At 70.6% G+C, this 13,005-nt stretch carries 14 protein-coding genes and 1 pseudogene; 9 read left to right on the top strand and 6 right to left on the bottom strand.

Going from position 1 to position 13,005, the window contains the following annotated elements; translation table 11 throughout:
• Positions 1 to 11: 11 nt before the first annotated feature.
• Complete coding sequence (gene sodX / locus H8R17_RS10405; protein ID WP_187822858.1) at positions 12 to 455, top strand: nickel-type superoxide dismutase maturation protease; 444 nt, start codon at positions 12 to 14, stop codon at positions 453 to 455.
• On the opposite strand, the gene H8R17_RS10400 is transcribed toward sodX, so the two are convergent.
• Positions 350 to 988 (bottom strand): ABATE domain-containing protein, encoded by a 639-nt coding sequence (locus H8R17_RS10400; RefSeq protein ID WP_187822857.1) that lies wholly within the window; start codon positions 986 to 988, stop codon positions 350 to 352. The genes sodX and H8R17_RS10400 overlap by 106 nt on opposite strands.
• Before the next feature lie 101 nt (positions 989 to 1,089).
• On the opposite strand from H8R17_RS10400, the gene H8R17_RS10395 reads away from it, so the two are divergent.
• Positions 1,090 to 1,863 carry a trans-aconitate 2-methyltransferase gene (locus tag H8R17_RS10395; RefSeq protein ID WP_187822856.1) on the top strand — a complete coding sequence of 258 codons (774 nt, stop codon included), beginning with the start codon at positions 1,090 to 1,092 and terminating at the stop codon, positions 1,861 to 1,863.
• 51 nt (positions 1,864 to 1,914) lie between these two features.
• Complete coding sequence (locus tag H8R17_RS10390) at positions 1,915 to 2,052, top strand: hypothetical protein (protein ID WP_187822886.1); 138 nt, start codon at positions 1,915 to 1,917, stop codon at positions 2,050 to 2,052.
• Between the two features lie 76 nt (positions 2,053 to 2,128).
• Here the strand turns inward: H8R17_RS10390 and H8R17_RS10385 are convergent, their stop codons facing one another.
• From H8R17_RS10385 to H8R17_RS10375, 3 genes are read right to left on the bottom strand one after another with little or no spacing between them, the layout of a single operon-like run.
• Positions 2,129 to 2,926, bottom strand: coding sequence for an amino acid ABC transporter ATP-binding protein (locus H8R17_RS10385; protein ID WP_316959368.1), 798 nt, complete (start codon positions 2,924 to 2,926; stop codon positions 2,129 to 2,131).
• Positions 2,923 to 3,849, bottom strand: coding sequence for an amino acid ABC transporter permease (locus H8R17_RS10380; RefSeq protein WP_187822855.1), 927 nt, complete (start codon positions 3,847 to 3,849; stop codon positions 2,923 to 2,925). The genes H8R17_RS10385 and H8R17_RS10380 overlap by 4 nt, the downstream gene beginning before the upstream one ends.
• 28 nt (positions 3,850 to 3,877) lie before the next feature.
• Positions 3,878 to 4,840 carry an ABC transporter substrate-binding protein gene (locus H8R17_RS10375; protein ID WP_187822854.1) on the bottom strand — a complete coding sequence of 321 codons (963 nt, stop codon included), beginning with the start codon at positions 4,838 to 4,840 and terminating at the stop codon, positions 3,878 to 3,880.
• 665 nt (positions 4,841 to 5,505) lie between these two features.
• Here H8R17_RS10375 and H8R17_RS10370 point away from each other — a divergent pair.
• The 4 genes and pseudogenes from H8R17_RS10370 (at position 5,506) to H8R17_RS10355 (ending at position 8,845) form a co-directional block, all read left to right on the top strand.
• Positions 5,506 to 6,738 carry an NADP-dependent malic enzyme gene (locus tag H8R17_RS10370; protein WP_187822853.1) on the top strand — a complete coding sequence of 411 codons (1,233 nt, stop codon included), beginning with the start codon at positions 5,506 to 5,508 and terminating at the stop codon, positions 6,736 to 6,738.
• Positions 6,739 to 6,992: 254 nt separating this feature from the next.
• On the top strand, positions 6,993 to 7,958 hold the full coding sequence (locus H8R17_RS10365) for a zinc-binding dehydrogenase (RefSeq protein WP_187822852.1): 966 nt from the start codon (positions 6,993 to 6,995) through the stop codon (positions 7,956 to 7,958).
• Positions 7,959 to 8,058: 100 nt separating this feature from the next.
• Positions 8,059 to 8,268 (top strand): helix-turn-helix domain-containing protein, encoded by a 210-nt coding sequence (locus H8R17_RS10360; RefSeq protein ID WP_187822851.1) that lies wholly within the window; start codon positions 8,059 to 8,061, stop codon positions 8,266 to 8,268.
• Positions 8,268 to 8,845: pseudogene (locus H8R17_RS10355) on the top strand (Clp protease N-terminal domain-containing protein). Before H8R17_RS10360 ends, H8R17_RS10355 begins: the two are co-directional and overlap by 1 nt.
• Positions 8,846 to 9,363: 518 nt before the next feature.
• Here the strand turns inward: H8R17_RS10355 and H8R17_RS10350 are convergent.
• Positions 9,364 to 10,422: a PadR family transcriptional regulator gene (locus H8R17_RS10350; protein ID WP_187822850.1), complete on the bottom strand. Its 1,059-nt coding sequence runs from the start codon at positions 10,420 to 10,422 to the stop codon at positions 9,364 to 9,366.
• 1 nt (position 10,423) lies between these two features.
• The gene (locus H8R17_RS10345; RefSeq protein WP_187822849.1) at positions 10,424 to 11,377 is read right to left on the bottom strand and encodes a DUF4097 family beta strand repeat-containing protein; all 954 of its coding nucleotides are present in this window, start codon (positions 11,375 to 11,377) and stop codon (positions 10,424 to 10,426) included.
• Between the two features lie 132 nt (positions 11,378 to 11,509).
• On the opposite strand from H8R17_RS10345, the gene H8R17_RS10340 reads away from it, so the two are divergent.
• Together H8R17_RS10340 and H8R17_RS10335 are read left to right on the top strand one after the other, a co-directional pair.
• Positions 11,510 to 12,388, top strand: a complete 879-nt coding sequence (locus H8R17_RS10340; protein ID WP_187822848.1) for a hypothetical protein — start codon at positions 11,510 to 11,512, stop codon at positions 12,386 to 12,388.
• A 338-nt stretch (positions 12,389 to 12,726) separates the two neighbouring features.
• Positions 12,727 to 12,906 (top strand): DUF6104 family protein, encoded by a 180-nt coding sequence (locus H8R17_RS10335; protein ID WP_028420339.1) that lies wholly within the window; start codon positions 12,727 to 12,729, stop codon positions 12,904 to 12,906.
• Positions 12,907 to 13,005: the final 99 nt, after the last annotated feature.

Genomic DNA, 13,005 nt, shown 5'->3' with positions numbered 1-13,005 from the left:
GGTGCCGGGTGATGCCGGAGCTGTCGCAGGATACCGAGCGCGCGAGGGCGCTGCTGCCGTTCGGGCCGGCCGAGGTGACGGGGCCGTCCATGGTGCCCACGCTGTACCACGGGGACCGGCTCCTGGTGCAGTGGGGCGCCAGGATCAGGCCCGGTGACGTGATCGTGCTGCGGCATCCCTTCCAGCAGGACCTGCTGGTCGTCAAGCGGGCGGCGGAGCGGCGCGAGGGCGGCTGGTGGGTGCTGGGCGACAACGCGTACGCCGGTGGCGACAGCACCGACTACGGCACCGTGCCCGAGGAACTCGTCCTCGGCAAGGTCCGCTTCCGGTACCGGCCGCTGCGGCCCGGTCAGCGCTCGCCGTTCGCGGTGGTGCGCTGGGCCCTGTCGGCGGCCAGGCCGGTCTTCGCGGGCAAGTCGGGCCGGGCCCCCTCCAGGCGCTTGCGGGCGCGGTAGGCGGCCACGTTGGCGCGGGTCGCGCAGCGGTCGGAGCAGTAGCGCCGGGAGCGGTTCGTGGACGTGTCCAGGTAGGCGTTGCGGCATGGGGCCGCCTCGCACAGGCCCAGGCGGTCCACGCCGTACTCGGTCAGGTGGAAGGCCAGGCCCATCGCCGCGATCGCCGCGTAGCCGGCGGTCGCGTTGGACGGGTGGTCCGCCAGGTGCATGTGCCACAGGGGGCGGCCGTCGTCGTCCCGGAAGTCGTGGCCGGAGATCTGCGGGCTCACCGGGAACTCCAGGAGCAGGGAGTTCAGCAGGTCCACGGCGAGGGTCTCGTCGCCGCCGTCCGCTGCCTCGAAGACCGCGCGCAGTCGGGCCCGGACGGAGCGGAACCGCGTCACGTCCGCGTCGGTGGCGCGGCGGGCCGCCGACTGGTTGACGCCGAACAGGTCACGGACGGACTCCACCGAGGTCAGCGCGTCCTTGCTCCGGGCCGGTTCCTCCGTGTTGACGAGACGCACGGCGTAATCCGAGTAATAGGCCAGTTCCACTTGTAGTCCTTACGAAGGGGCTTTAGGGTCGTGCCTGCGGTCAGGTAATGACTGATCGTGCTTCCAGGGTATTACGTGACGTGCGTTAGGGAGAGAGCTCGATGACGGACGCGGACACCACCACGACGGCCACGACCGACTGGCACGCCTGGCAGACGAGCTGGGACCGCCAGCAGGAGTGGTACATGCCGGACCGCGAGGAACGCTTCCGGATCATGCTGGACATGGTCGAGGCCCTGGTGGGCCGGGCACCGCGCGTGCTCGACCTGGCGTGCGGCACGGGCAGTGTCACGGCCCGGCTGTTCGCCCGGTTCCCGGAGGCCACCAGCACCGGCGTCGACCTCGACCCGGCGCTCCTGGCCATCGCCGAGGGCACCTTCGTGGGCGACGATCGGGTCACCTTCGTCACCGCCGACCTCAAGGATCCCGACTGGCCGGCGAAGCTGCCGCACGAGTCGTACGACGCCGTCCTGACGGCCACCGCTCTGCACTGGCTGCACAGTGAACCCCTCGCGGTTCTCTACGGCCAGATCGCGGGGCTGGTCCGCGACGGCGGTGTCTTCATGAACGCGGACCACATGATCGACGACGCGACGCCGCGGATCAACGAAGCCGAGCGCGCCCTGCGGCACGCGCGTATGGATCGGGCCAAGCGGGGCGGTGTGCTGGACTGGGCCGAGTGGTGGCAGCTCGCCGCCCAGGACCCGGTGCTGGCGGAGCCGACCGCCCGCCGTTTCGAGATCTACGGCGAGCACGCCGACGGCGACCAGCCGTCCGCGGCGTGGCACGCGCGCGTGCTGCGGGAGAAGGGATTCGGGGAGGCACGGCCGGTGTGGTGCTCGCCGTCGGACACCTTGTTGCTGGCGTTGAAATAGTTCTCTGCGGGATCGACCGGGGCGGCGCTCGCAACTCGCGCCGCCTCATTCGTGTCCGGAGTGAAGTACGGGGCGACGCTCTCCGGGACCGGCTGCAGCACGGCCAAGTGCCACCCGGACGACAAGATCGAGAAGCGCGGGCACCAGGTGAAGGTGCCGGGCCAGGGCTGGACGACGTACTCGCACTGAGCGCGGTGTACGAGAACGCCGATGCGGCGGGGGAACTCCCTGCCGCATCGGCGTTTCCCTACGCCGGACGTTCCCTTCAGAGGACCTTGGAGAGGAAGGACTTCGTCCGATCGTGCTGGGGGTTCGTCAGGACCTCGCGCGGATGGCCGGACTCGACGACCACGCCGTCGTCCATGAACACCAGCGAGTCGCCGACCTCGCGGGCGAAGCCCATCTCGTGGGTGACGACGATCATCGTCATGCCGTCCTCCGCGAGGTCCCGCATGACGTCGAGGACCTCGCCGACGAGCTCCGGGTCGAGCGCCGAGGTCGGCTCGTCGAAGAGCATCAGCTTGGGCTCCATCGCCAGCGCACGGGCGATGGCGACACGCTGCTGCTGACCGCCGGAGAGCCGGGCCGGGTAGTGGCTGACCTTGTCGCCCAGCCCCACCCGGTCCAGCAGCCGCTGCGCCCGTTCCCGGGCGACGGCCTTGGACTCGCGCTTGACCTGGACGGGGGCCTCCATGACGTTCTCCAGCGCCGTCATGTGCGGGAAGAGGTTGAAGCGCTGGAACACCATGCCGATGTCCCGTCGCTGCGCCGCGACCTCCTTCTCCTTCAACTCGTAGAGCTTGTCGCCCTTCTGCCGGTAGCCGACCAGCTCGCCGTCGACGGAGAGCCGCCCGGCGCTGATCTTCTCCAGGTGGTTGATGCACCGCAGGAAGGTCGACTTGCCCGACCCGGACGGGCCGATCAGGCAGAACACCTCGCGCGATCTCACTTCCAGGTCGATGCCCTTGAGGATGTGCGCGAGCCCGAAGGACTTGTGCACGCCCTCGGCCTTGACCATCGGGCCGCCGGTGCCTTTCGCGATGCCCTTGCCGGGACTGCTCATCGGGCCACCTCCGGGCGGCGGAACGTACCGAACAGGCGGAGGTTCTTCTTCAGGCGCTGCAACGGGGTCGGCGGCAGGTTGCGCGTCGAGCCCCGGGCATAGCGGCGCTCCAGGTAGTACTGGCCGATGCTGAACACGCTGGTGAGGATCAGGTACCAGATCGACGCGACGAAGTACATCTCCACGACCGCGAGCGAGGTGCTGGAGATGTCCGTGGACCGCTTGATCAGTTCGTTGAACTGCACCGCGTACGCCAGGGACGACGTCTTGAGCATGTTGATGTACTCGTTGCCGGTCGGCGGCACGATCACCCGCATCGCCTGCGGGAGGACCACGCGCCGCAGGGTCTTGCCCCGGGTCATGCCCAGTGCGTGCGAGGCCTCCGTCTGGCCTTCGTCGACCGACTGGATGCCGGCCCGGACGATCTCCGACATGTAGGCGGCTTCGTTCAGGCCGAGCCCCAGAAGAGCCGCCAGGAACGGCGTCATCACCTGGTTCATCTCGTCCTTGTAGAACCCCAGGTTGAGGATGGGGAACACGAGCGAGATGTTGTACCAGATGAGCAGCTGGACCAGGACCGGAGTGCCGCGGAAGAACCAGACGTAGAACCAGGCGACCGTGCTGGTCACCGGGTTCGACGACATCCGCATCACGGCGATGACCACACCCAGTACGAGGCCGAGCACCATGGCGAGCACGGAGATGTACAGCGTGTGCCAGGCGCCGGACAGGATGGTCCCGTCCATGAGGTAGTCGGGGATGATGCTGTAGTTGATCTTCGCGTTGGAGAAGGCGATCCCGATCAGCACCAGCACGGCGATGACCACCGCACCTGCCACCCAGCGGCCGTAGTGGCGCACCGGGATCGCCTTGATCTGCTCCGGCGGCACTGACGCCGGAGACTTCTCGACCGTGTCAGTCACAGAGACTGCCCTTCAGTGTTGCCGAGGTTCAGGAGCCGCCGTTGATCTTCGCCTCGGTCACCGCGCCGTCCGTGACGTTCCACTTCTTGAGGATCTTCTCGTACTCGCCGTTCTTGATGATCGCGTTCATGGCCGCCTGGAGCGCGTCGCGCAGCTCGGTGTTCGCCTTGCTGACGCCTATGCCGTACGGACCGGCCTCGATCTGCTCACCGACCACCTCGAAGTCGTTCCCGCCGCCCGAGGTCTTGGCGTTGTAGGCCGCGACCGGAAAGTCGTTCAGGTCGGCGACGGACGCGCCCTGCTTGAGCCGGAGCAGAGCCTCCGGGTCGGTGTCGAAGCGCTGCAGTGTGATGGCTTTCTTGCCGTCCTGCGTGCACTTCTTGCTCTGCTCCTTGGCGATCCCTTCGGACGTGGTGCCGCGCTGCAGGGCCACGACCTGGCCGCACAGGTCGTCCAGCGACTTGATCCCCTTGGGGTTGCCCTTCTGGACGAGGATCGAGGTGCCGGCGGTGAAGTAGTCGACGAAGTCGATGCCGTCGCCGACCTTCTTGCCGGTGTCGGAGTCGATGCCGTTCTGGCGGTCCTTCGTGTCGCTCATCGCGGACATGATCACGTTGAACCGCTTGGACTGCAGACCGACGATGAGCTGGTCGAACTTACCGTTCTGGAACTGGAACTTCACCCCCAGCTGCTTGCCGAGGGCTTCCGCGAGGTCCGGGTCGATGCCCACGGCCTTGCCGCTCTGCATGTACTCGACCGGCGGGTACGCGATGTCGGAGCCCACCTTGATGACGCCCGCCTTGCGGATGTCCTCGGGGAGCTTGTCGGCGAGCGGGGCGGTCGCGGTCGCATCCGCGGTGCCGCTGCCGCTGCCCTTGTCTGTCTGGTCACCGCACCCGGTGAGAAGCAGAGCGCCTGCGACCGCGATCGCACCGACCGCTGCTAGCCGGGAGTGCGCGGCGGTCGGACGACGGTTGGTGCTTGCGGTCATGGTGGTTCCTCCGGCGGATGGGTGGAGTTGCCGATGGGCAGGCCGCTGCCGATGGCTCCGGCAGCGCCGTGGGCGTGTGGGTCGATGGGAGCACGCGTCTTCGAGTGTCGCGACCTCGTGTGATTACGGCATCTTGCCATTCGGACGGCGCCATTCAGGGCGCCAGCCATGTCAAAATCGGGTAACGGGTGATCCTCGAACCGCACCAGGTCGGTACATCCCCACCGAACTCTTTCGGGAATCTGTCGTTCCGGCCGGAAAATCTTCGGTGAATCTCAGGATGCGGACGATGCTTCGGCGGTGCGCGGCGTCTTTTGAGTGCTGGTCGTGGGTTTGTCAATGACCCGTCCGGATATTCAGCTACGAGCCGCTTCACCGACATGTGACCTTCGGGTGGCCTTCGGATCCCGGGTGTGATCTTGCGCTGAGTCATGGGCCCAGCGCGTTATGGACTCGTCGGCGGAGCGGTCCGTCCGGTAAGAAGGTTCTTTACACCCCTCATCCGGGGCTCAGGGCGCGTGTGCGGCGCGCCCGTCGTGTACGTGCCCAAAGGTGCCCGTACGTCATCCCGTACGCGTCACCGACCCGGGCCGTACGCGGTGCCCGCCCACCCCTCACCAGGAGTGGACACCCTCAAACCATGAAGACTTAAGGGGTAAAACGAAGTGGCAGCGGAGATTGTCAATCCTCGCAGCGAGAGCACGGCGGACCATACCGGACAGGAGGGCGGTGCGGAGCCCCTCGATTCCTTCGATCCGGCGTTCGCGCTGCACCGCGGCGGCAAGATGACCGTGCAGGCCACCGTGCCGGTCCGTGACAAGGACGATCTGTCCCTGGCGTACACGCCCGGCGTCGCGAAGGTGTGCAGCGCGATCGCCGAGCAGCCGGAGCTGGTGCACGACTACACGTGGAAGTCGTCGGTGGTTGCCGTCGTGACGGACGGTACGGCCGTGCTGGGGCTCGGGGACATCGGGCCGCAGGCCTCCCTTCCGGTGATGGAGGGCAAGGCGATCCTGTTCAAGCAGTTCGGCGGCGTCGACGCCGTGCCGATCGCGCTGGACTGCACGGACGTGGACGAGATCGTCGAGACGGTGGTGCGACTGGCGCCCTCCTTCGGGGGGGTGAACCTGGAGGACATCTCGGCACCGCGGTGCTTCGAGATCGAGCGGCGGCTTCAGGAGCGGCTGGACATTCCGGTCTTCCATGACGACCAGCACGGTACGGCGGTCGTGACCCTGGCGGCGCTGCGGAACGCCGCGCGGCTGAGCGGGCGGGAGTTCGGGGAGCTGCGGGCCGTGATCTCCGGGGCGGGGGCGGCGGGTGTCGCCATCGCGAAGATGCTGGTCGAGGCCGGGATCGGGGATGTCGCGGTGGCCGACCGCAAGGGTGTCGTGTCGGCCGACCGGTACGATCTGACGCCGGTGAAGCGGGAGCTGGCCGGGTTCACGAACAAGGCCGGGGTGACCGGGTCGCTGGAGGCGGCGCTCGCGGGTGCCGACGTCTTCATCGGGGTGTCCGGCGGTACGGTGCCGGAGGCCGCGGTGGCGTCGATGGCGGAGGGGGCCTTCGTCTTCGCCATGGCCAACCCGAACCCCGAGGTGCACCCGGATGTCGCCCACAAGTACGCGGCGGTCGTCGCGACCGGGCGGTCGGACTTCCCGAACCAGATCAACAACGTGCTGGCGTTTCCGGGGATCTTCGCCGGGGCCTTGCAGGTGCGGGCGTCTCAGATCACCGAGGCGATGAAGCTGGCGGCGGCGGAGGCGCTGGCGGGGGTCGTCGGTGACGACCTCGCCGCAGACTACGTCATTCCGTCGCCCTTCGACGAGCGGGTCGCTCCGGCGGTGACCGCGGCGGTGGCCGCGGCCGCCCGAGCGGAGGGCGTCGCTCGCCGGTGAGGTGAACGGACGCGTTGAGGTGGCCCCGCCGGTGGTGGCGGGGTCACTTCTTTGCCTGGGGGTGGGCTGTTCGGGTGGATCTGACATAGGGATGCGTGCCTCCCTCAGTGCCTTGAGGGGTCCTTGCACTGTGAGCGCCCGACGGTCACCGGGCGGACGGCCGGCCAGCCGGCCGTACCGCCCGGTGACAAGAGGGCATGTGTCACAGGGGGCGTCGGTTCCTTACTGGTCGTGGGGAACCTATCGTCGAGGCCATGTTCGCTGTCTACGCCGCCCGAATCGACCGCGACCAGCCGCTCTCCGGCCTGGAGTTGGGGGAGCGCCCCGCCCCCGAGGCCCGGCCCGGCTGGAGCACGGTCAACGTCAGGGCCGCCTCCCTCAACCACCACGACCTGTGGTCCCTGCGCGGTGTCGGCCTCGCAGAGGACAAGCTCCCGATGATCCTCGGCTGCGATGCCGCCGGCTTCGACGAGGACGGCAACGAGGTCGTCCTGCACTCCGTCATCGGCCAGAGCGGCCACGGGGTCGGCCCGAAGGAACCCCGTTCCATCCTCACCGAGCGCTACCAGGGCACCTTCGCCGAGCAGGTCGCCGTACCGACCTGGAACGTCCTGCCCAAGCCGAAGGAGCTGTCGTTCGAGGAGGCCGCCTGTCTGCCGACCGCCTGGCTGACGGCGTACCGGATGCTGTTCACCAACGCGGGCGTCCGGCCCGGCGACTCCGTGCTTGTCCAGGGCGCCGGCGGCGGTGTCGCCACGGCCGCCATCGTGCTCGGGAAGGCTGCGGGGCTGCGCGTCTTCGCGACCAGCCGGGACGAGGCCAGGCGCAAGCGTGCCGTACAGCTGGGGGCCGTGGAGGCGGTGGAGCCGGGTGCGCGGCTGCCGCAGCGGGTGGACGCGGTCATCGAGACCGTCGGGGCCGCCACGTGGTCCCACTCGGTGAAGTCCCTGCGGCCCGGCGGCACGCTCGTCATCTCCGGTGCCACGAGCGGTGACCGGCCCTCGAACGCCGAGCTCACCCGGGTCTTCTTCCTGGAGCTCAGGATCGTCGGTTCCACGATGGGCACCAAGGACGAGCTGGAGGATCTGCTGTCCTTCTGTTCCGCGACCGGTGTGCGTCCGGTCATCGACGAGGTGCTGCCTCTCGACCGGGCCCGTGAGGCCTTCGAGCGGATGGAGTCCGGCGAGCAGTTCGGGAAGATCGTGCTGACCACTCCCTGACGAGGAGGGTCCTGTCTGGCGGCCGGTCCGGGTCTCCGGGCCGGCCGTTCGTCTGTCAACTGTGGTTGACGTACCGGGTTTGTCAATGTACGTTGACGGCATGAGTGAAGCAACCGAGCTCGCCGAGCGTGCGGGCGACCGTGATCCGCGGATCGGGCTGCGGGCCGTCGCGGCGCTGCGCAGGCTGCTGGAGCCGCTGGAGGCCGTACAGGTGCGCAGCGCGCGCAATCAGGGCTGGTCGTGGCAGGAGATCGCCGCGGAACTCGGAGTGAGCAGGCAGGCCGTGCACAAGAAGTACGGGAGGCGCTGATGTTCGAGCGGTTCACCAAAGATGCCCGTGCCGTGGTCAAGGGCGCGGTCGAACAGGCCGAAAAGGCGGTGCGCAGAGCGTCGACGCCGAGCATCTGCTGCTCGCGTTGCTCGACCGCGAGGCCAGCCGCGGCTCGTTCGCACTGAGCGCGCTGGGGCTCGCCGTGCGGCGGGAGTCGGTACGGCGGGCGCTGGGCGAGGCCCGGCGGCGGGCCGGGCTGTCCCGGGCCGAGGCCGATGCGCTGGCCGGGCTGGGGATCGACGTCTCCGAGATCGTCGCCCGCGTGGAGGAGGTGCACGGCACCGGCGCGATGTCCGGTGACCGGAGGGACCGGGGCTGGTGGTCGGGGCGCCGTGCCGCCGGCCGTCCCTCCTTCGCCCGGGGCGCCAAGGACGTCCTGGAGCAGTCCCTGCGTATCGCCCTCGCCCATCGCGACCGGCACGTCGGCGACGAGCACATCCTGCTGTCCCTGACCGCCCGCCCCGGCGTCCCGGCCGAGGTCCTCGCCGACCACGGGGTGACGCACGAATCCCTGACCCGTCTCCTCTACGGCGAGGGCCAGGCGAAGGCCGGCTGAGCACGTCGACGACAGCGGCTCCGGCGCCGGCGCGGGAGTGCCGAGCGGTGGTCGTGCTCCTGTCCGGGGCTCGGTTCGAAGGGTGGGCCCTGCCCCCCGGGGGGTGATCGGTCCGGCTTCGGTCGCGCGTCTGGCTGGGCCAGCGGGCGATGTCTGCACGGCGGGGATGCTGCGGCCGACGGTGCTTCCACTCCGGCGGCCCGGTACCGGCGGGGCCCGGCCTGGGTGGCGGCAAGGTCTCGGTGGGCGCGCCCACCTGGGCCGTCCGGCTCTGACCGCCTGGGCCGTCCGGCTCCGGCGATCTGGCACCGGCCGCCTGTCACCGGCCACCCGTGCCCGGCGATGCCGCCCCGGCGAGCACACCCGCCCGGGCACTCCGACCCCGGTCACCCCGCGTCCGCCCCGTCCCGGCGGTGCGCCTCCGCTCAAGGGCCCGCGCACCGCCGTACCCGACTGCCCTAGCGCCTCCGCCCAAGGGCCCGCGCGCCGTACCCGACTGCCCTACCCGACCGCCGTACTCAGTTCCTCTGGCGCAGTATCGCCCCGATATGGGCCGCCGCCGTCGACAGGTGGCGGCGGGCGTCGCGGAGTTGGCCGGGGGTGATGCCGTGGTCCCTGGCCGCGTCGCGGATGTCGTCGCGGAAGCGGTCGAGGAGGCGGTCCAGGTCGCGGGCCGGGTCGCCGGTGGAGTCCGCGGTGTCCTCGTGGGCCCAGGACGGTGCGTACTCGGCCGGGAAGTCCTCCGGGGTCTCGGAGTACTCCGGTGCCGGGCGGCCGGCGGTGGTCCGGCCGAAGCCGAAGTCCTTGCCGAACTCCCTGCCGTAGTCCCTCCCGAAGTCGCCGAACTCCTTGGCCAGTTCGGTCAGGCCCTCGCGCACCCCGGTCGGCCAGTCGCCCCGCGAGAAGTGGTCCTGGACCTGCTCCTGGACGCGGCGCGCGATGCGCTGCACCTCCTCCTGCGCCTGCGCCCGGGCCCGCTCCTGCGCCTCCTTGGCCTGGCGCCGGGCCCGCTGGGCCTCCTCGCGGGCGCGGCGGCTCTCGTCCTTGGCGCGCCGGGCCTGCTCCTTCCACTCCTGCTTCACGCGCCGCATCTCCTCCTTGGCGGCGCGCCAGGCCTCGGTGTCGGCGTGGCCCGTGAAGTCCCCGAAGGTGCCGTCCTGTTCGACGCCTCCCCTGGTCCCGGCGCCCCGGCGGGCCTCGCTGGCCGCCGCCTGCATCTCGCGGCGCAGGTCGCCCGCGGCACCGCGCACATCGGCCCGGATCTCGGCGGCCAGCTCCGCGACCGACTCCCGGATCTCCAGCTCCAGGTCGGCCAGCTCACCGCTGCGGTCGGCCAGTTCGGCGCGGCCCGCGTCCGTGATCGCGTACACCTTGCGGCCGCCCTCGGTGGTGTGCGTGACCAGCCCCTCGGCCGCCAGCTTGGCCAGGCGCGGATAGACGGTGCCTGCCGACGGCGCGTACAGCCCCTGGAAGCGCTCCTCCAGGAGCCGGATCACCTCGTACCCGTGGCGCGGGGCCTCGTCGAGCAGTTTGAGGAGGTACAGGCGCAGGCGGCCGTGGGCGAAGACGGGAGGCATGTCAGAGCACCTTCTTGTCGGTCGTGCCGTCGGCCGGGTCGCTGGTGGCGTCACCGCCCCGGCCGGAAACGGAATTGTCCCCCGAGGTGTTCTGCGGGTCGGTCACCGGTCCCGTTTCCCGCGGCTCCGCCTCCCATGGCTCGTCCTCGGCCGGGGGGCGGCGCAGCAGGGCGATGGAGCCGGAGACGGTGGTCGCCTTCAGCCGGCCGCTGCCCGCGCCGAGCCGGCCGGTGATCCGCTTGGCGCCCCACTGGCCGGTCACCCTGAGGTCCTCGAAGGCGCTGGAGACCGAGCCGCTCGCGGTGTTGGCCTCCACCTCCGTGTCCCCCGGATGGGGCAGCCGGATGGCGATCTCGCCCGAGACGCTGGTCAGGTTGACGTCGGTGGCACGCCCCGGCGGATCCAGGTCGACGATCATCGAACCGCTCACGGAGTCCGCCCGCACCGAGGGCCCGGCACCGTCCACCACGGTCAGGTCCCCGGAGACCGAATTGAAGCGCAGGTTGCCGCTGAGGGCCTGCGCCTCCAGGTTTCCCGACACCGTGTCCGCGCGCACCGGCCCGCCCAGCGCCACGAGTGTCGTGTCCCCGGAGACGCCCTTGACCTCGGCGCTCCCGTCGATGCCCGAGACCATGGCCAGGGCGCTGACCACGCCCACCTCCACGCGGGTGCCCGCCGGGACGGCCAGGGAGACGACGGCGCTGCGCCGCCAGCCCTTGCGGTCGAGCCATTTCAGGAAGCCCTTCCAGGGTAGGTCCTCGTACGCCACCGTCAGCGTGCCGCCCTGCTGGGTGACCAGCAGTGGCGGCCCTTCGATCTCGGAGACCTCCAGTCGGGCGGAACCCTCGTCCGTGCCCACGACGTTCACCGCTCCGTTGACGATGCGCACGTGGAGCTCGCGCACGGGCTCGTCGAAAGTAAGCTTCTTCGGCTCCGCGACGGACCACTCGGACATGCTGCAGACCTCCTCGACACGCCATATCGCGTCTTCCAAGAAACACGATATATCGCGCCCTCCGGAAGTCAAGACACTCGTTCTGGTGATCAACGGGCGCCCGGAGATGACGGACCCGCCTAGCGTGTGAACATGTCGACGGATAAGCCCCGGGCCGGTCGCCGGACCGCCCCCGCCCCGGGTGCCCTGCTGCTGTGCCTTGCGGAACCCGGCTCCGTCGCCCCTGTCGCCCAGCTGCTGCGCGAGCGCATGCTGCTCACCGGCGCCGGTGAGCGGTGGAGCGTCCTCGTGCCCGAGGGCAAGCCCTGGCAGCACGGCGACGATCCGGTCGAGCGCGTCCTCACCGGCTGGGCCACCGCACTCGCCGTCGGTGCCCCCTGGCCCGTCCTCGCCCTGTGGTGGGACGCCGACCGCGCCGGCTACACCCTCGCCGCCGGCTTCCGCCGCCCCGTCGGCTACGTCTGGCTCGCCAACGGCACCCCGGCGGGCGAGGACGAGGCCATGCGCACCTTCGCCGCCCGCCTCGGCCTCGACCCGGTCCTGGACGTGCCGGTCCTCGACCGGCTCACCAGGCCCGACCCCGCGGCCGACGCCTGCGCCCGCCTGCGCGCCCTGCTCGGCGTCCTCACGCGCGCGGGAGTCACCCTGGCGCCCGGCCTCACCCCCGGCGAACCGGCCGACCGCCTCCGCGAGGTGGCCCGCGTCCAGTCCGACGCCCAGCCCGTCGAGGCGACGGGTCGGCCCCGTACGGTCCGCGCCGAACCCGACACCGCGGAGCACGGCCGTACCGGAAGCCGCATCCGCCGTACCGCACACCGCGTCGGCCCCTGGCTGCCCCACACGGGCGACCCCCGGGCCCGCACCCTCGCCCTCGCCCAGCTGGCGGCCGGCCTCCCGCTCACGGCCTGGGCCCTGCGCCGCCGCAGCGCCGGCTGGACCGCGGCGGGCGTCCTGCTGCTGGCGCACGGCGCGCTGGGACTGGCCTACGACCTGGCCCGCCCCCGCGACTGAGACGTCCCGCCTCCGCGACTGAGACGCCCCGCCTCCGCGACTGAGACGTCCCGCCCGGGCTCCGGACAGTGCCCAAGGCGCCCCGGACGCCCTGCACGACCAGACTGCCCGGCCACATTCCAGCGGCGGCCCGACTCGGTGCCTTCCGCGGCCGAAGCCCGCGTTCCGGGGTGGCGCACACCCGCCCGGGACCGGGCGGTGCACAGGCCCGCGCAGCCGTGCCCGCGCTCCCGCATCCGACGCATGTGCCCGCGCTCGGTGCGCGGGCCGTGCGCGGCGGCCCGTTGCATAGGCTGTGTCCAGAAGCGGAACACGGACGCACGCAGGAGAGCAGCCCCATGTACTTCACCGACCGCGGCATCGAGGAACTGGAGAAGCGGCGCGGCGAGGAGGAGATCACCTTCGAGTGGCTGGCCGAGCAACTGCGGACGTTCGTGGACCTCAACCCGGACTTCGAGGTGCCGGTGGAGCGGCTGGCCACCTGGCTGGCGCGACTGGACGACGAGGACGACGAATAGGTCGCACGGCGGGCGTGGCCGGATTGGTGCCCCTCGCACTGGGCTTCATCCGGAGTTAGCCTTCTTCTCCCATTGCGACAGGGGGTGTTCCCTGTCAGG

The organism is Streptomyces sp. TRM68367 (genome assembly GCF_014495685.1).
In the GTDB taxonomy this organism is placed as follows: domain Bacteria; phylum Actinomycetota; class Actinomycetes; order Streptomycetales; family Streptomycetaceae; genus Streptomyces.
The sequence above is the reverse complement of the archived record's forward strand: the minus strand, read 5'-3'. Positions and strand labels throughout refer to the sequence as shown.